The 17,225-nt window shown below is 57.4% G+C and carries 15 protein-coding genes; 4 read left to right on the top strand and 11 right to left on the bottom strand.

Going from position 1 to position 17,225, the window contains the following annotated elements; translation table 11 throughout:
* Positions 1–558, bottom strand: a 558-nt coding sequence (locus DEO48_RS21275) for an AMP-binding protein (protein WP_146198312.1), incomplete at its 3' end; no start/stop codon positions are given.
* 423 nt (positions 559–981) lie between these two features.
* On the opposite strand from DEO48_RS21275, the gene gltP reads away from it, so the two are divergent.
* A complete protein-coding gene (gene gltP, locus DEO48_RS21270; RefSeq protein WP_023310067.1) occupies positions 982–2,295 on the top strand; it encodes a glutamate/aspartate:proton symporter GltP in 1,314 nt (437 codons plus the stop codon).
* 80 nt (positions 2,296–2,375) lie between these two features.
* Here gltP and DEO48_RS21265 read toward each other — a convergent pair whose 3' ends face one another.
* The 3 genes from DEO48_RS21265 to fdhF form a co-directional block, all read right to left on the bottom strand.
* Positions 2,376–3,050, bottom strand: coding sequence for a tetratricopeptide repeat protein (locus DEO48_RS21265; RefSeq protein WP_109846221.1), 675 nt, complete (start codon positions 3,048–3,050; stop codon positions 2,376–2,378).
* Between the two features lie 121 nt (positions 3,051–3,171).
* Positions 3,172–3,324, bottom strand: coding sequence for a Hok/Gef family protein (locus DEO48_RS21260; RefSeq protein ID WP_109846220.1), 153 nt, complete (start codon positions 3,322–3,324; stop codon positions 3,172–3,174).
* Positions 3,325–3,645: 321 nt separating this feature from the next.
* The gene (fdhF, locus tag DEO48_RS21255; RefSeq protein WP_109846219.1) at positions 3,646–5,793 is read right to left on the bottom strand and encodes a formate dehydrogenase subunit alpha; all 2,148 of its coding nucleotides are present in this window, start codon (positions 5,791–5,793) and stop codon (positions 3,646–3,648) included.
* Positions 5,794–6,049: 256 nt separating this feature from the next.
* On the opposite strand from fdhF, the gene DEO48_RS21250 reads away from it, so the two are divergent.
* Entirely contained in the window at positions 6,050–6,781 is a 732-nt protein-coding gene (locus DEO48_RS21250) for a response regulator (RefSeq protein ID WP_109846218.1), read from the top strand.
* 3 nt (positions 6,782–6,784) lie between these two features.
* On the opposite strand, the gene lpxO is transcribed toward DEO48_RS21250, so the two are convergent.
* From lpxO to DEO48_RS21215, 7 genes are all read right to left on the bottom strand, one after another.
* Positions 6,785–7,693, bottom strand: a complete 909-nt coding sequence (lpxO, locus tag DEO48_RS21245; RefSeq protein ID WP_109846217.1) for a lipid A hydroxylase LpxO — start codon at positions 7,691–7,693, stop codon at positions 6,785–6,787.
* 143 nt (positions 7,694–7,836) lie between these two features.
* Entirely contained in the window at positions 7,837–8,841 is a 1,005-nt protein-coding gene (locus DEO48_RS21240) for a carbohydrate kinase family protein (protein WP_109846216.1), read from the bottom strand.
* Complete coding sequence (locus DEO48_RS21235; RefSeq protein WP_109846215.1) at positions 8,841–9,701, bottom strand: ketose 1,6-bisphosphate aldolase; 861 nt, start codon at positions 9,699–9,701, stop codon at positions 8,841–8,843. The genes DEO48_RS21240 and DEO48_RS21235 overlap by 1 nt, the downstream gene beginning before the upstream one ends.
* Before the next feature lie 10 nt (positions 9,702–9,711).
* Positions 9,712–10,398, bottom strand: a complete 687-nt coding sequence (locus tag DEO48_RS21230; protein ID WP_023310076.1) for a D-lyxose/D-mannose family sugar isomerase — start codon at positions 10,396–10,398, stop codon at positions 9,712–9,714.
* A 125-nt stretch (positions 10,399–10,523) separates the two neighbouring features.
* A complete protein-coding gene (locus DEO48_RS21225; RefSeq protein WP_021242935.1) occupies positions 10,524–11,465 on the bottom strand; it encodes an ABC transporter substrate-binding protein in 942 nt (313 codons plus the stop codon).
* 32 nt (positions 11,466–11,497) lie between these two features.
* Entirely contained in the window at positions 11,498–12,493 is a 996-nt protein-coding gene (locus DEO48_RS21220) for a ribose ABC transporter permease (RefSeq protein ID WP_023310077.1), read from the bottom strand.
* Positions 12,490–14,010 (bottom strand): sugar ABC transporter ATP-binding protein, encoded by a 1,521-nt coding sequence (locus DEO48_RS21215; RefSeq protein WP_039266969.1) that lies wholly within the window; start codon positions 14,008–14,010, stop codon positions 12,490–12,492. The genes DEO48_RS21220 and DEO48_RS21215 overlap by 4 nt, the downstream gene beginning before the upstream one ends.
* Positions 14,011–14,191: 181 nt before the next feature.
* Here DEO48_RS21215 and DEO48_RS21210 point away from each other — a divergent pair, with 181 nt between their 5' ends.
* Both DEO48_RS21210 and DEO48_RS21205 read left to right on the top strand, forming a co-directional pair.
* Positions 14,192–16,471 (top strand): ATP-binding protein, encoded by a 2,280-nt coding sequence (locus tag DEO48_RS21210; RefSeq protein ID WP_109846214.1) that lies wholly within the window; start codon positions 14,192–14,194, stop codon positions 16,469–16,471.
* 121 nt (positions 16,472–16,592) lie between these two features.
* On the top strand, positions 16,593–17,219 hold the full coding sequence (locus DEO48_RS21205; protein ID WP_008500049.1) for a GNAT family N-acetyltransferase: 627 nt from the start codon (positions 16,593–16,595) through the stop codon (positions 17,217–17,219).
* The last annotated feature ends 6 nt before the right edge of the window (positions 17,220–17,225 follow it).

Raw genomic sequence — 17,225 nt, 5'->3', positions numbered from 1 at the left:
GGCGGTGATCACCAGTTTTGAACTGGAATCGACAATACGGCCCGCAACCGCCTCTGGCGAGAACCCGCCGAAAATCACCGAGTGAATTGCGCCGATACGCGCACAGGCCAGCATGGCCACCGCCGCTTCCGGCACCATCGGCATATAGATAGCAACCACATCGCCTTTTTTAATGCCCTTTTCCAGCAGGACATTGGCGAAGCGGCACACGTCGCGGTGCAGCTCTTTGTACGTAATATGTTTACTTTGCGAGGCGTCATCGCCTTCCCAGATGATGGCCGTCTCATTCCCGCGCTCGGCAAGGTGACGGTCAAGGCAGTTCGCCGCCAGGTTCAGGGTGCCATCTTCATACCATTTAATGGAGACATTGCCGGGTGCAAAGGAGGTGTTCTTCACCTTCTGATAAGGTTTGATCCAGTCAAGGATATGGCCCTGCTCACCCCAGAAGGTGTCCGGGGAGGTGACAGACTGCTGATATTTCTCGTGGTACTGCTCCGGGGTGATCAGGCAACGGTCCGCAATATTTGCGGGAATGTCGTGTTTATGTATTTGGCTCATGGCTTTTTTTCTCCTTGTAAGATGTTAATAATATGTCGCAAAAACGTTAATTGTAGGGGCTTTACAAGCTTTGTTTATTATTTGGGCTACAGATCACGCATTGTTTGAAGAGTATGAAAAATGAGCGAATGAAACTTTGAAGGAAAATAATTGATGCTGACGATTATTCACATTTATGTTTAAAAAAGCGTTTTTATAACAAAAGGTTATTTATCAGAATTAGAACAAACTCACGTCATCGTCGCTTTTATGAGTGAAACGCGTCGTTCTTTAAGGCTTGCGCAACAGGTCGCGCAAATGATACTCATACGCCGCGTTAAAAAATCCCATAAACCAACGCAACACAATTCATACCCTTTCAGTATGTCTCCCTGTTCATGCAGTTTGAGTGAATAAGGTGCTTCATTGAGGAAGTCAGTTTCTATGAAAAACGTTAAAGTCAGCCTTGCCTGGCAGATCTTAATCGCCCTTGTGCTGGGCATCTTGCTGGGCAGTTACCTCCACTATCATAGCGACAGCCGCGAATGGCTGATTGCGAACCTGCTCTCTCCGGCAGGGGATATCTTTATTCATCTGATCAAGATGATTGTGGTACCGATTGTGATCTCGACGCTGGTGGTCGGTATTGCGGGCGTCGGCGATGCGAAGCAGTTAGGCCGTATTGGTGCGAAAACCATTATCTATTTCGAAGTGATCACTACGGTTGCGATTATCCTCGGTATCACGCTGGCGAACGTGTTCCAGCCGGGTTCCGGGATCGATATGTCGCAGCTGGCCACGGTGGATATTTCGAAATACCAAAGTACGACCGCTGACGTGCAGAGCCATGCGCATGGCCTGATGGGCACTATCCTGTCGCTGGTGCCGACCAACATCGTGGCGTCGATGGCGAAGGGCGAGATGCTGCCCATCATCTTCTTCTCGGTGCTGTTTGGTCTGGGGCTCTCTTCCCTGCCGGCGACGCACCGTGAGCCGCTGGTGACCGTGTTCCGCTCTATCTCCGAAACCATGTTCAAAGTGACCCACATGGTGATGCGTTACGCGCCGGTAGGGGTGTTTGCGCTTATCGCGGTGACCGTGGCGAACTTCGGTTTTGCCTCCCTGTGGCCGCTGGCGAAGCTGGTGCTCCTGGTTCACTTCGCCATTCTGTTCTTCGCGCTGGTGGTGCTGGGGATTGTGGCGCGTCTGTGCGGGCTGAGCATCTGGATCCTGATTCGCATCCTGAAAGATGAGCTGATTCTGGCGTACTCCACGGCAAGTTCTGAGAGCGTGCTGCCGCGCATCATTGAGAAGATGGAAGCCTACGGCGCGCCTGCCTCTATTACCAGCTTCGTGGTACCGACCGGCTACTCCTTTAACCTGGACGGTTCGACGCTGTACCAGAGCATCGCCGCTATCTTTATTGCGCAGCTGTACGGCATTGACCTGTCGCTGTGGCAGGAGATCGTGCTGGTGCTGACGCTGATGGTGACGTCCAAAGGTATTGCAGGCGTACCGGGCGTCTCCTTCGTAGTGCTGCTGGCGACGCTCGGCAGCGTCGGTATTCCGCTGGAAGGTCTGGCGTTTATCGCCGGTGTCGACCGTATCCTCGACATGGCGCGTACCGCGCTGAACGTGGTGGGGAATGCCCTGGCGGTGCTGGTTATCGCCAAGTGGGAACACAAGTTCGATCGTAAAAAAGCGCTGGCGTATGAACGCGAGGTGCTGGGTCGTTTTGATAAGACGGCCGACCAGTAACATCCTAAGCCCGGTGGCGCTGCGCTTACCGGGCCTACGGATTTTGTAGGCCGGGTAAGGCGAAGCCGCCACCCGGCACTTTACTCTCCGCTCAGCGCATCAAACTCTTCGCATCCGGTATCAAAGCCTTCAGTGCAGCTCAGGTTCAACCAGTACAGCGCTTTCTGTTTATTGGGCGTGATAAAGCCTTTCTCACCCTGCCTGAACAACATCCCTGCCCAGTACTCGGAGTAGCCCGTGCGTGAAAGTGCCGAGCTCCGCTTGAACCACGAGGCGGCCTGCACGTCGTCCTGGGCCACTTCAACGCCGTTGGCATAAATCAGCCCCAGCAGCATTTGCGCATCTACCGCAGAGTCGTTGTCAATATCTTCGGCCGCCGTTTGCAGCAGTTTGATGGCCTGAGGATAGTCAGTTTTACTTGCCTGAGTGTTGACCAGCACGCGCGCCAGCATGATCGCGCCGCGTTTGCTGCCTGCGATGGTTGCCTGCTGCGCCAGCGCCTTAGCTTGCGCATAATTTCCCTGGGTAAAGAGGATTTGCGAGAGCAGCCCCATGGCGTCGACATCGCCACCTTTAGCGGCTTTCTCGGCCCACAGCGCGGCCTGCTTGCTGTCACCGGAGCTAAAGTATGTATCGGCCAAATAATACTGGGCACGGGCGTCACCCGCTTCAGCCTGTTCTTTGTACTGGCTGCCAATCTCGTCGGCACAGACAAGCGATGTAAAAAGTAACAACAACAGAAAAATATGTTTCATGGGTTCTTATCATCGGGGTACACGCCGCGCAGTATAATCGCGGCGACAGAAGAAAAAAATGGGTGCATTAAGACCTCAGCATCCTGCAAGCCGGGCGGAACCGTTGTTCCGCCCGTAGAGGTTAGCCTGCGTTGCAGGCTAATTTAGCCGCCACCTCCTGATGCTCACTCTTTATTGAAAACTCGCAGAGCCTGCCGCGAGTAATAAAGGTAAAGATCACTATCGTCAGGCAAATAATAAAGACGATGCTTAACGCAGTTTTTAATGGCGTCATGCCTTTTACTCCTTGTCAAAAAAAGAATAAGAGGCTACTCTCAACTTGTCGGAGTTGAGGGAGTAGCCTCGGGTAAATGAAAATTTCCCGGGGCTTTCTACTTTCTGTCCCTCAACAATGCTCAAGACAGAAAGTCTTAAGCACCCGCCGCACATCTTATCCCTCTGAATTAAAATGCAAAGATGTAATTCTTTTTCGCGAGAATTACATTATTTCTGCGAGCCGCTTTCCAGATTAATAATTGATATATTTGATGAGTTAATCGGAAATAAAAAGGGAGTGAATATCTCACTCCCTTTATTCACTGATGAATTAACGGCTTCAACCCATTGCGCTTTCTCGCAGTCGGGCTTTCAGCTTGTTATATTCGTCGATGACGTACTGTTCCGCTGCGTGCTGATCCGCAATCGGCTCCACGCGTACGGCGCAGTATTTATACTCCGGCGTTTTGGTTATCGGGCTTAAGTTCTCCGTGACCAGCTCGTTACAGGCGCCAATCCACCACTGGTAGGTCATATAGACCGCCCCTTTGTTCGGACGGTCGCTGACCTGCGCACGGGTAATGATCCGGCCTTTGCGCGAGTTCACCCACACCAGCGCTTCATCCTCAATGCCGAGGCGCGCTGCGTCGGCGGTGTTGATTTGCGCGTAGCCCGGTTCGTCCGCCAGCGCCGCGAGCGCGGCGCAGTTACCCGTCATCGAACGACAGGAGTAGTGGCCCACTTCACGCACGGTGGAGAGCACCATCGGATACTCGTCAGTGAGTTTATCGATCGGCGCGACCCAGTCGCAGGTGAAGAACTGCGCCAGCCCGTTCGGGGTGTCGAACTTCTCTTTAAAGAGGTATGACGTCCCCTGGTCGGCTTCGGACTCATCCCGGCACGGCCACTGGATGTACCCCAGCTCACCCATTTTTTCATAGGTTGCACCGTAGAAGTCCGGACACAGATTGCGCAATTCGTCCCAGATCTCCTGAGTGTTGTTGTAGTGCATCGGGTAGCCCATGCGGGTGGCGATTTCGCTGATGATCTGCCAGTCCGTTTTCAGGTCCCACTTCGGCTCGACCGCCTTAAAGAAGCGCTGGAAGCCGCGGTCTGCCGCCGTGTAGACGCCTTCATGCTCGCCCCAGGAGGTCGACGGTAAAATCACATCCGCCGCCGCCGCGGTTTTGGTCATGAAGATATCCTGGACAATCACCAGCTCCAGATCCTCAAACCCTTTGCGCACCGCAGACAGCTCGGCATCGGTCTGGAGCGGATCTTCACCCATGATGTAGGCCGCACGCACTTCGCCGTGCGCCGCACGGTGCGGCAGCTCGCTGATGCGATACCCGGTGTGTTCCGGCAGGCTTTCCACGCCCCAGGCCTTCGCGAATTTCTCGCGGTTTTCCGGGAACTTCACGTACTGGTAGCCCGGGTAGGTGTCCGGCAGCGCGCCCATATCGCAGGCACCCTGAACGTTATTCTGACCACGCACCGGGTTAACGCCGACGTGCGCTTTACCCAGATTGCCGGTCAGCATCGCGAGGCTGGTCAGGGAACGCACGGTTTCCACGCCCTGGTAGAACTGGGTCACGCCCATGCCCCACAGAATGGCGGCGGTTTTCGCCCCGGCATACATCCTGGCCGCCTGACGAATCTCCTGCGCGCTGACGCCGGTGATCGCTTCGACGGATTCAGGCGTATAGCCTTCGACTATTTTCTTATACTCTTCAAAGCCTTCCGTACGGGTGGCGACAAACGCCTGGTCGTACAGGTTCTCCTCAATAATGACGTGCCCCATTGCGTTCAACAGCGCGATGTTCGAGCCGTTTTTCAACGCGATATGCATGTCCGCAATGCGCGCGGTTTCAATTTTGCGCGGATCGCAGACGATGATTTTCGCCCCGTTCTGCTTAGCGCGAATAACGTGGTTCGCGACGATAGGGTGAGAATCCGCCGGGTTATAACCAAAGATGAAGACGAGATCGGTGTTATCTATCTCGTTGATGGCATTACTCATTGCGCCGTTACCGACCGACTGGTGCAGACCTGCAACCGATGGGCCGTGTCAGACGCGAGCGCAGCAGTCGACGTTATTGGTTCCAATAACGGCGCGCGCGAATTTTTGCATCACATAGTTGGTTTCATTCCCCGTCCCGCGTGAAGAGCCGGTGGTCTGAATTGCATCCGGGCCATACTTGGCCTTGATGGCGCTCAGACGCGTGGCGACGTAATCCAGCGCCTCGCTCCAGGAGACGGCTTCCAGCTTGCCGCCGCGCTCGCGGCGGATCATAGGGGTTTTCAGGCGCGGGGTGAGGATTTGGGTATCGTTAATAAAATCCCAGCCGTAGTAACCTTTCAGGCATAGCGTGCCCCGGTTGGTTTTCCCCTGTGCGGCCTCTGCCCGGACGATTTTGCCGTTATCGACCACCAGGTGGATCTTGCAACCTGAGGCACAATAAGGGCAAACCGTGACGACTTTTTTCATCAGTCTGCTCCAGTTAATCGAATCATTCGCACCCACTATGCAGCTTCTATGCCATGTTTTTTGTATGGGTATGCCCTGACTTTACGGTCCCTTCGCGGTGAAAACCCTGACAAAAAGCAGCCAATCGTCAAAATTGACGTGTCGACAGGGCAGCGGATGTGACATGGGTTGAATTTCCGTCACTGAAAAAACCATTTGACTGGAGCAGACGGCAGAATGGTTCAGACTTAACATAATCCCCTGACGGAAGCATACGATGAAACCGGCGATCCTGGTGGTTGATGACGATACGGCAGTCTGCGAACTGCTTCAGGACGTGCTGAGCGAGCACGTCTTTAGCGTGCTTGTCTGCCATAACGGCCATGATGCACTGCGGCAGGTACAACAGGAGCCGAATATCGCGCTGGTGCTGCTGGATATGATGCTGCCGGATATCAACGGCTTACAGGTTTTGCTGCAGCTGCAAAAGCAGCGCCCGGCGCTACCGGTGATCATGTTAACCGGGCTGGGCAGTGAGTCAGACGTAGTGGTGGGGCTGGAGATGGGGGCCGACGATTATATTGGCAAACCGTTCAACCCGCGCGTGGTGGTCGCCCGCGTTAAAGCGGTATTGCGCCGTACCGGCGTACTGGCGGCGGAAGTCCCCGCAGCGCCCGTAGCGGGCATTGCTTTTAACGGATGGACGCTCGATACCACCCGCTGTGAGCTGAGCGATCCGCAGCGTAACCCTGTCCCCTTAACCCAGGGCGAGTACGGCCTGCTGCTGGCGCTCACGCAAAATGCCCGTCGGGTGCTGAGTCGTGACCGGCTGCTTGAGCTGACCCACAGCGAAAGCGCGGACGTGTTCGACCGCACGATTGACGTGCTGATCATGCGCCTGCGCCGGAAGATCGAGGCTAACCCGCATCAGCCAGCGCTCATCAAAACGATCCGCGGGCTGGGTTACGTGTTTGCCACCGATGTGAGCCGGCCCGAACAGGCGGCATAAGGCTTACGTTATTGCCGGAGCAATGATGGCGGCAAAGATTGCAGCGATGCACAAATACTTGAGGGCGTAATAGGCCTTACGGTTTCTTTTTTTCAGACGCTGCCCCCGCTCGCGGCCTGCATGAACGTATTTAAAGATGCGGTTTATACCGCCGGTGCTGTCATTCTCGTCATTCGGTGAGCTGGCCGCAGACATCAGCGTGGTCCCCACCCAATGGTTAACCGCCTGCGCCCAGCGCCATTTCATCGGACGCTCAATATCGCAGAAGAGAATAATGCGCGTTTGATCCGATTTATTCTCTGCCCAGTGGACGTAGGTCTCATCAAAAATAACGGCTTCACCATCCCGCCAGCTGTGGCGCTGCCCGTCGACTTCAATAAAGCAGCGGTCGTCATTCGGTGTGAATAAGCCCAGATGGTAACGGACCGAGCCCGCATACGGATCCCGGTGCTTGCCAAGCTTCGCCCCCGCCGGCAGCTCGGCAAACATGGCCGCCTTCACCGAGGGGATTTCACTCACCAGCCGGGTCGTCACCGGGCATAAAGACTGCGCGGAGGGGTGGGCATCGGCATACCATTTCAGGTAAAAACGTTTCCAGCCGCGTTTAAAAAAGGTGTTAAAACCAGCGTCGTTATTTTTTTCCGCCGCCTTAATATGGTGCTGCAAACGCAGGGCCTCTTCGCGAATAACCAGCCAGTTTTCCGTCAGCTTATTTAATTCCGGGAAGCGCTCTGTTTCAAAGAAAGGCTGACTGGCGGGCAGGGAAGAAAACGCCGTCATAAACATATTAATGGGCGCCATGAACGTCGAATGGTCAAAGAGCTGACGAGAAAGCGTCTGTTTTTCTTTGCCGCGTGAATGCGCATAAATAACGCTGATAATGAAAATACCGATGATGATGGCTGCGAACATTTTTCCCTTGTCCTCTTTCTATCTCATTTCGGAAAAGCGTGCGGACAGAGTGCTGCCCACGCCGAATATGCCAGATGGAGAGAGTGTAGTTCGGGGATATAAAATTCATAGAACTGTAATGAAAAATCGCAATTTTTGTTAAATTAAGTGCTCTCGCGAATAAACGCCTGCAGCTCGGCCAGCGTTTTCGCGCCGTCAATCGCGTTGGCGGCCAGCAGGCTTGCTCGCGCGCAGGCGTGTGCCAGATAAATGCTCTCCGTGAGCGGGAGCGATTCGTGGCAGCCGTATAAAAAGCCTGCGCAAAACGCATCGCCCGCGCCGACGCTGCCGACAATCTCTTTCTGCTCCAGCAACCATGATGGGATCCAGCGGCCTTGCTCACCCGGCGCTTCACCCCATGCGCCTTCCGGACAGTGGATCACCACCCGCTGACGCACGCCTGCCGCCAGCAGCTGCGTCGCGGCATCGGCGATATGGGCGATATTCAGCGCATCGTCGGCGTCGCGCATCTCCAGTCCGCTAAACTCCCCGGCTTCCAGCTCGTTAATCACCAGATAATCAAGGTGGCGCAGGGCAGGGAGTACCAGCGGCTGATAGCGCGGGTCGCCCTTGCGGGACACCAGATCGAGCGACGTTTCATACCCCTGGTCGCGCATCTGCGCCAGCAGGCGCGCGCTGCGGGTGCCAAACTCGTCATCGGGCATATCCAGGCTGTCGAGCAGCAGCAGGTAGCCGAGATGGAAGATCTTCATCGATCCGTCTAAGCGATCGAAGGCGGGAAGATCCAGCAGGCGGTTGGCGCCCGGCGAGTGGAAGAAGGTGCGCTGTCCGCTGGGATCGGTCATGACCTGCGACATGGAGGTCGGGGCAAAGGTGGTGCGCTGCACGCGCTGGCGGTTGACGTGGTACTGGTCGAGCATCGCCAGAATGTAGTCCCCGTCGGCATCTTCACCAATCAGCCCCACTGCCTGCAGCGGCAGGCCAACGTGCATTTTTGCCAGCGTCAGCAGCACGTTGAGCGGCGCGCCGCCGGTTGAGCGTTCGCTGTGGGTGATTTCCGCCAGCCAGCCGCGCTCCGGCCACTGCACGATCTGATGCACGTGATCCACCAGCATGTTGCCTGCGGCGATGATGCCTTTGCGTTCCATTATGCCTGCCCCGCGCTGCCGAAGATGCGCATCTGTTCGGCGACCGTATCGGTAATCGCCTCTTCTATCCCCAGCAGCAGCTCGGCAAACTCATCGTACAGCGGCTGGCGGTTCGCCATGCGCTGCTCAACGGCGGCGAGTGCGGCCTGCGACATGCCGGTGTAGAAGTTGATTTTATGAATGCCCAGCTCGATGGCGCGGCGGAAGTCGGCATCGCTAATCCCGGAGCCGCCGTGTAAAACCAGCGGCAGCCCCGTCTGCTGGCGAATGGCGTCCAGGCGTGGGAAATCGAGTTTCGGCTCGCCCTTGTATTTGCCGTGCGCGTTGCCGATGGCAACCGCCAGCGCGTCGATGCCGGTTGAATCGACAAATTCGCGCGCCAGCTGCGGGTTGGTAAAGAACGCTTCATCCGCATGCCCGTACAGCGCGCCGCCTTCATCGCCACCGACCGCGCCCAGCTCCGCTTCCACCGACACGCCGACCGCGTGGCACATCTTCACCACCTCCCGCGTCTGGCGAATGTTCTCCTCATAGCTCAGCGTAGAGCCATCGAACATCACCGAGCTGAACCCTAAGCGCAGGGCGCGCACCACCGCCTCGAAATGCAGGCCGTGGTCGAGATTGAGCACCACGGGAATATCGTGACGGGCGGCCTCGAACTTCACCGCTTCGACAAGCGAATCCAGAGAAACGTACTTAAAATGCACTTCGGCGATGTTGATGATAAACGGCGAGCGTTCCTGCTTCGCGGCGGCGAACAGCGCGCGCAGGAAGTGGGAGTCGAGCACGTTAAACGCGCCCAGCGCGTAGCGATGCGCCCTGGCGTGCTCCAGACCGTCGGCAAGAGAGATCAATGGCATCATTTACTCCTTATATCCGAAACAGGTTGTACTCGTTGCACAGCACCAGCAGCGCCGGTTCGTCTTCTTCGATGTTGTTATAGCGGGCAACGGGCTGCAAAAAGTGGTTGTCGTGCTCGTCGTCGTTTACCGATGACACCTCCCCAACCAGCACGTCGCCGAAGCCGCGTTCGCCCCAGAAGCTGTGGTACAGACCGGGTGTCAGACAGATGCTTTCCCCTGGCATGAGGCGCAGCTGGCTGCCGGGCGCGTGGGTCTGACGACAGCCGTCGACGGTGACCGTCACGTCGGTGTTTTCCGTCTCTTCATGCGCCCCGGCATTCCATAACTCAATAATCAGATTCCCGCCGCCCCGGTTGATGATGTCTTCCCGCTTGCGCCAGTGAAAATGCATCGGCGTCACCTGGCCGTCGCGCACGTGCATAATTTTTTCGGCATAGCACTTTTCATAAGGCACGCCGTTGGGCGAACCGTTGCGCAGGGTAAACAGCGTCAGGCCCTCAGCGGCAAAGCTGTTGCCGCCGAACGCCGTCACGTCCCAGCCGAGCTTGAGGTCGAACACTTCCTGCCAGGCGGCCTGGTCAAGCTGCTGCCATTTTGTGGGCGGGAAGCTGGCAAACGGCGGGAGATGCACGTCGTGCATGGAAAAGAACTGTCGCGTGTGGCCGAGAATTTCATTGATGTCGGAGCGTTTCATGGGGACTCCTGGCTTTTTTTGCAAAACCTTAGCACTCACCCGGCCCTCTCCCTTGAGGGAGAGGGGAGTAAGTTCCCTCTCCCTGTGGGAGAGGGTTAGGGTGAGGGCATCAGGCCGCACCGAGGTTACTTAACCGTCCAGCCCTTATACGTGCCGACGTTCTTTTTATCGATCATCGTCACCGGGATCAGCACAGGCGCTTTCGGCGCAGGTTTGCCCTGTAGAATGTCATAGCCGATCTCCACCGCTTTTGCCGCCATCACCTGCGGATCCTGCGCCGGGGTTGCGACAAACAGCGAGTTTTCGCGCTTGAGCGCTTCCTCACCGTCCGGGCTGCCATCCACGCCGACGATAAAGAACTCGTTGCGCTGAGCCTGCTTCGCGGCCAGATCGGCGCCGATCGCCGTCGGATCGTTAATCGCAAACACGCCGTCGATCTTCGGATTGGCCGCCAGCAGGGAGGTCATGACTTCCAGACCGCCTTCACGACTGCCCTTGGCGTTTTGGTTATCCGAGAGCACCTTGATATCCGGATGTTTTTTGAATTCCGTCTGGCAACCTTCCACGCGGTTTTGCACCGCAGAGACCGGCGGTCCGTTGATGATCACCACGTTGCCTTTGCCTTTCAGGCGATCGGTAATGTACTTACAGGCCATTTCGCCCGCCTGGGTGTTATCGGAGGTGATGGTCGCATCCGCCCCTTCCGCCGCCACGTCAACCGCAACGACCACGATCCCGGCGTCCTTCGCGCGCTTCACCGCCGGGCCGATCCCTTTGGAGTCCGCAGCGTTGAGGATGATCATGTCCACCTTCGCAGCAATAAAGTTGTCGATCTGCGCCACCTGCTGGCCCAGATCGTAACCGCTGGAGACCAGCGTCACCTTGACGTTATCCCCAGCCAGCTTGCGCGCTTCCAGCTCGGCACCTTTGGTGATCTGCACGAAGAACGGGTTGGCCAGATCGCCCACCGTCACGCCGATGGACTTCAGATCTTTTGCCTGCGCAAACGGCGTTGCGGCAAGCAGCGCGCCAGCACAGAGCGCGGTCACTAACGGTTTCAAACGCATATGGTTTTCCTCGAAGCTGTAGGGTTTTGTTGTTATGCACTTTGATGGTGTCGGGTACGGTATTTGTCGATCAGCACCGCTATGATGATCACCGCCCCTTTGATCACCAGCTGCCAGAAGTAGGAGACGCCCATCAGCGTCATGCCGTTGTTGAGGGTGGCGATGATCAGGGCGCCGACCAGCGTGCCGGTGATCGTGCCGATCCCGCCGACGAAGCTGGTGCCGCCGAGGATCACCGCCGCAATCGCATCCAGCTCGTAGCCCGTGCCGAGGTTGCCGTTAGCGCTGTACAGGCGTGAGGCGCTCATGACGCCGCCGAGGCCGGAGAGCAGGCCGCTCATGCCGTAGACAAACAGCAGCACCAGCCAGACCTTAATGCCGGTCAGTCGCGCCGCCTGCATGTTGCCGCCCACCGCGTAGATATGTACGCCGAGCGTGGTGCGGCGCAGGATGAACCAGCACACCGCAATCACCGCAAGGGCAATGACTACCAGCCACGGAATCGGGCCGAGGTAGTTATTGCCGATCCACTCGAAGCTGATGTTGGAGTTAATGACCGTCGTGCCGTCCGCCAGCAGATAGGCCGCGCCGCGCAGCGCCGTATAGGTGCCGAGCGTCACGATGAAGGGCGGCAGCCCGGCAAAGGCCACCAGCGCGCCGTTGAACAGGCCCAGCACCATGCCGAGCATCAGCGCGGCCGGAATGGAGAGCATCGCAAATTCAGGGATAAGCGAGACCACCATCGCCGCTACCGCCGTAGTGCCCAGAATCGAGCCCACGGAGAGGTCAATCCCGCCGGTTAAAATGATGAAGGTCATTCCCGCCGCCAGCACGATGTTGATCGACGCCTGACGGGTAATGTTGAGCAGGTTGCTCTCGGTAAAGAAGTTCGGGGCAATAAAGCCAAATACCGCCACAATCAGGATAAGAATTGGCAAAATACCGACCGTTTGCATCAGATCGCTCATCAGCATTTTTTTGGCGGAGGCGGATTTCGCCACCTGCTGCGGATGGGTTGGAGTTGTCATGATTGCACCGCCTGATGATGAGTGTCGTTCACGCCGGTTGCCAGCGTCATAATGTTTTCCTGAGAGATGTCACGCCCGTGAAGCTCGCCCGCGATGCTGCCTTCGCGCATCACGTACACCCGGTCGCTCATCCCCACCACTTCCGGCAGCTCGCTGGAGATCATCAAAATCGCCACCCCTTTGCGCGCCATCTGGTTCATGATGCGGTAGATCTCGCTTTTCGCCCCGACGTCCACGCCACGCGTGGGTTCGTCCAGAATCAGAATGCGTGGGCCAATCGCGACCCAGCGGGAGATGAGCAGCTTCTGCTGGTTGCCGCCCGACAGCCCGCCCGCGCGCACCTGAGCATGCGGCACGCGGATGTTAAGCAGGGCGATGGCGTCATCGGAGATGGCCTGCGCTTTTTTGCGGTTTAACATGCCGAAGGTGGCGTCGCGCTCCAGCGTCGCCATGGTGATGTTCTCCTGCGCCGCCAGCTCCAGAAACAGTCCCTGCTCCTTGCGGTTCTCGGTGAGAAAACCGATGCCGTTTTCGATGGCCGCACGCGGGGAGTGGATCACCACCGGCTCGCCGTCGACCTCAATCATGCCGCCCGTGGCTTTGCGCACGCCGAAGATGAGTTGTGCCAGCTCGGAACGTCCTGCCCCGACCAGCCCCGCCAGCCCGACGATTTCGCCGGAACGCACCTGCAGGCTGCAGGGCTGTACTTTTTTACCGTCGGTGAGGTGATGCACGTTGAGGCGCGGGCTGCCGAGGGGGATATCACGCTCCTTGTTGAACAGGTCGCTTAACGGTCGTCCCACCATCATGCGCACCAGCTCGGAAGCGTTGAGCTTGTCGCGCGTCAGACTGCCGACGTACTGCCCGTCGCGCAGAACGCTGACGCGGTCAGAGAGTTCATACACTTCCGCCATGCGGTGGCTGATATAGATGATCGCCATCCCTTCATCGCGCAGGCGCAAAATCAGTTCAAACAGGCGATGCGTTTCCCGCGAGGAGAGGGCGGCGGTGGGTTCATCCATCACCAGAATGCGGCTGTTGCGGTGCAGCGCGCGGGCAATTTCTACCTGCTGCTGTTCGGCGATGGTGAGCTTCATCACCAGATCGGTAGCGCTGAACTGTGCGCCGAGGCGGTCAATCACCGCCTGCGCCTGGGCAGCCATCTCTTTGCGCTGCACCATCCCGCCGCGCGACAGCTCGCTGCCGAGGAAGATATTTTCGGCTACGGTCAGATTGGGCGCGAGCTGCATCTCCTGATAAATCAGGGTGATTCCCGCGGCCAGCGCATCCTTCGGCCCTTTAATGTGAAACGGCTGACCGTCAATCAGGATCTCGCCGTGGGTGGCGGTATAGGCCCCCGCGAGGATTTTCATCAGCGTGCTTTTTCCCGCGCCGTTTTCACCCATCAGCGCGTGGATCTCACCAGGAAAAACCGTCAAATCCACACCCTTGAGCGCGTGGAAACTGCCAAACGTTTTGGCAATGTTGCGCATCTCTAATACCGGGGTTCTGCTCATGGCGGATCTCCTGCGAATGCCGATATCTGCACTTCATCACAGGTGCGTAAATGCAAAATGTCAGAAGCTGTTCATATTTGTCATAGTTATGAATAGCTAATCGCCATCACATTTTCCTTTTCCCTCTCCCGGTGGGAGAGGGCCAGGGTGAGGGCACCAAACCGCTCAGGAGCCCAAACCCATGTCATCACGCCGTCCGCCCTTTTTCGCCAGCGCCCGAGGCCGCCTGCTGATTTTTAATCTGCTGGTGGTCGCCGTGACGCTGATGGTGAGCGGCGTGGCGGTGCTTGGCTTTCGTCACGCCAGTCAAATCCAGGAGCAGGTTCAGCAGCAAACGCTGGACGATATGACCGGAAGCATGAACCTGGCCCGCGATACCGCCAACGTGGCCACGGCGGCGGTGCGGCTTTCACAGGTCGTCGGGGCGCTGGAGTACAAAGGCGAAGCCGAGCGCCTTAAGCAGACGCAAATGGCGCTGCGCCGCTCGCTGGAACAGCTTGCGGATGCGCCGCTGGCGCAGCAGGAGCCGGCGCTGGTGGCGCGCATTATTCAACGAAGCAATGAGCTACAGCAGAGCGTGACGGAGATGCTTGAGCGCGGACAGCGCCGCCATCTGGAGCGTAACGCGCTGCTGAGCTCGCTGTATCAAAGCCAGAGCTACCTGCGTCATCTTCAGGACATCAACCGCCGTTACGACAGCAACGTACCGGATGCGCAGCAGCTGATGGAGATGGACCGGCTGATCGCCGCCGCCATCGACACTCCTTCGCCGCGCGCGACCGTTCAGCAGCTGGACGCCGTGGCCGCAGCGCTGCCCCGTAGCGCCGTACAGCCGGTCGTGAAGGTGGTTCTGCCAGATTTTAACGCCGAGTTAGGCAAGCTCGCCCCGTTGTCGAAGCAGCTGGAAGAGAGCGATCTGGCGATAAGCTGGTATATGTTCCACATCAAGGCGCTGGTGGCGATCCTCAACAGCGACATTAATCAGTACGTCGGGCAGGTGGCGCAGGCCTCCCGGCTTCGCACTGCCCAGAGCCATCACGAGCTGCAGTCCATCAGCGTGTTTATCAGCTTCTTCGCCGTGCTGGCGCTGATCATCACCGGGTGCGCCTGCTGGTATATCTACCGCAATCTGGCCTCTAACCTGACGGCCATTTCCCGGGCGATGTCGCGCCTTGCTCACGGCGAACAGGACGTGTCCGTTCCCGCCCTCCAGCGGCGCGATGAGCTGGGCGAGCTGGCGCGCGCGTTTAACGTTTTTGCCCGCAATACCGCCTCGCTTGAGCACACCACGCGCCTGCTGAAAGAGAAAACCACGCAGATGGAGATTGACCGCGTTGAGCGTCAGGGGCTGGAAGAGGCGCTGCTGCACAGCCAGAAGATGAAGGCGGTTGGACAGCTGACCGGCGGGCTGGCGCATGATTTTAACAACCTGCTGGCGGTGATCATCGGCAGCCTTGAGCTCACCGACCCCGAATCGAAAGACGCGCCGCGCATTACCCGGGCGCTGAAGGCGGCCGAGCGTGGTGCCTTACTGACGCAGCGCCTGCTGGCATTTTCCCGCAAGCAGTCCCTGACGCCGCATGCGGTAGAGATGCTGCCGCTGCTGGAGAACCTCAGGGAACTGATGCGCCACTCCCTGCCTGCCACCCTGAGCCTGGAGATTGAAGCGCAAACCCCGGCATGGCCCGCGTGGATTGACGTTAGCCAGCTGGAAAACGCCATCATCAACCTGGTGATGAACGCGCGCGATGCGATGGAAGGGCAAAGCGGGGTGATTAAAATCCGGACCTGGAATCAGCGCGTCACCCGCAGCGACGGGCGCAGGCAGGATATGGTGGCGCTGGAGGTGATTGACCGCGGCAGCGGCATGTCGCAGGAGGTGAAATCCCGGGTCTTTGAACCGTTCTTCACCACCAAGCAGACCGGAAGCGGAAGCGGGTTAGGCCTGTCGATGGTCTACGGCTTTGTCCGCCAGTCCGGGGGGCGCGTGGAGATTGAAAGCGCGCCGGGGCAGGGAACGACCGTTCGGCTTCACCTCCCGCGCTCCGTGCTGCCCGCCGCTGCAGACGATGAAGCGCTGTCAGCTACCGCCTCCGTCGATAGCGAGCGGCTGGTGCTGGTGCTGGAAGATGAAGCTGATGTTCGGCAAACCCTGTGCGAGCAGCTGCATCAGCTCGGCTACCTGACGCTGGAAGCGGACAACGGCGAACAGGCGCTGAATATGCTGGAGGCTTCACCGGATATTGGCATGTTTATCAGCGACCTGATGCTGCCCGGCAGCCTCAGCGGCGCCGAGGTGATTAACCATGTGCGCAGCCATTATCCGCAGCTTCCTGTACTGCTGATCAGCGGCCAGGATCTACGGCCCGCGCATAACCCTCAGCTGCCGGACGTCCAGCTACTGCGCAAGCCGTTTACGCGGGTGCAGCTGGCGCAGGCTCTGCGGAAAATATGTTTTTAAATGCCCCTGTTTAGGATTTCATCAAAAGCATCGTTGACGCCGGTGATGTTAATCTGCGCAAAATTTAGCAGATTGGGATATAAAAGGAATTATGCCGGTACTCACAAAGGGGGACTCACAAATGATCGTGATGCCTACAACATACAGCCCGAGCACAATTGCCAGGTCGTTTAAACTCGTTGATGAGTTTGAGCTTTCCGGGCGAGTGCTACATGTTATTTTTGATAGCCAGACGCCAAGAGCTGCGATTATTGAAGCGGATATCGAAACCTTCGATGGGGTGCCCCGGCATCGGGTTGTTGCTGCCCTGGATTTACAACGTAAAACGCATTTGGGTGAAGATATCATTGCCGTCGAGCGCTGTTGGGAAGATGCCAATGTTATTCAGGTAGAAGGTATCTGTGTTGATCCCGCCGAGCGTGACAAGGGACTGGCAACTCGCCTGTATGAAGCCCTGGTATTACAGTGTGGCGTGACACTTGTCAGCGACTTTGAACAGTATGAGGGTGGGAAGATGCTCTGGCAGAAAATTGCCCGCGAGTCTGACCAAATCGCTGTATTTGTTCTCGATACCGAGCAGGGCGCATTTTGGCCGTATGATGGTAGCAAGGTTATCTATGACGGAGGGTGTATCCCCGAAGATCGTATCTGGAGCCATTCGCCGGATCAAAAATGCTACGGCATCGTCCTGGTCGCAGAAAATAAACAGCGTGCGAATCAACTGATGGAAGTCCCAGGACACAACTGAATTTGA

The organism is Enterobacter sp. CGMCC 5087 (assembly GCF_003144775.1).
In the GTDB taxonomy this organism is placed as follows: Bacteria; Pseudomonadota; Gammaproteobacteria; order Enterobacterales; family Enterobacteriaceae; genus Enterobacter; species Enterobacter cloacae_M.
The sequence above is the reverse complement of the archived record's forward strand: the minus strand, read 5'-3'. Positions and strand labels throughout refer to the sequence as shown.

Excerpts from the sequence above, each read along its gene's own strand:
- gltP (WP_023310067.1), top strand. The coding sequence starts at position 982 with ATGAAAAACGTTAAAGTCAGCCTTGCCTGGCAGATCTTAATCGCCCTT.
- DEO48_RS21265 (WP_109846221.1), bottom strand. The coding sequence starts at position 3,050 with ATGAAACATATTTTTCTGTTGTTGTTACTTTTTACATCGCTTGTCTGT.
- DEO48_RS21260 (WP_109846220.1), bottom strand. The coding sequence starts at position 3,324 with ATGACGCCATTAAAAACTGCGTTAAGCATCGTCTTTATTATTTGCCTG.
- DEO48_RS21250 (WP_109846218.1), top strand. The coding sequence starts at position 6,050 with ATGAAACCGGCGATCCTGGTGGTTGATGACGATACGGCAGTCTGCGAA.
- lpxO (WP_109846217.1), bottom strand. The coding sequence starts at position 7,693 with ATGTTCGCAGCCATCATCATCGGTATTTTCATTATCAGCGTTATTTAT.
- DEO48_RS21240 (WP_109846216.1), bottom strand. The coding sequence starts at position 8,841 with ATGGAACGCAAAGGCATCATCGCCGCAGGCAACATGCTGGTGGATCAC.
- DEO48_RS21235 (WP_109846215.1), bottom strand. The coding sequence starts at position 9,701 with ATGCCATTGATCTCTCTTGCCGACGGTCTGGAGCACGCCAGGGCGCAT.
- DEO48_RS21230 (WP_023310076.1), bottom strand. The coding sequence starts at position 10,398 with ATGAAACGCTCCGACATCAATGAAATTCTCGGCCACACGCGACAGTTC.
- DEO48_RS21225 (WP_021242935.1), bottom strand. The coding sequence starts at position 11,465 with ATGCGTTTGAAACCGTTAGTGACCGCGCTCTGTGCTGGCGCGCTGCTT.
- DEO48_RS21220 (WP_023310077.1), bottom strand. The coding sequence starts at position 12,493 with ATGACAACTCCAACCCATCCGCAGCAGGTGGCGAAATCCGCCTCCGCC.
- DEO48_RS21215 (WP_039266969.1), bottom strand. The coding sequence starts at position 14,010 with ATGAGCAGAACCCCGGTATTAGAGATGCGCAACATTGCCAAAACGTTT.
- DEO48_RS21210 (WP_109846214.1), top strand. The coding sequence starts at position 14,192 with ATGTCATCACGCCGTCCGCCCTTTTTCGCCAGCGCCCGAGGCCGCCTG.
- DEO48_RS21205 (WP_008500049.1), top strand. The coding sequence starts at position 16,593 with ATGATCGTGATGCCTACAACATACAGCCCGAGCACAATTGCCAGGTCG.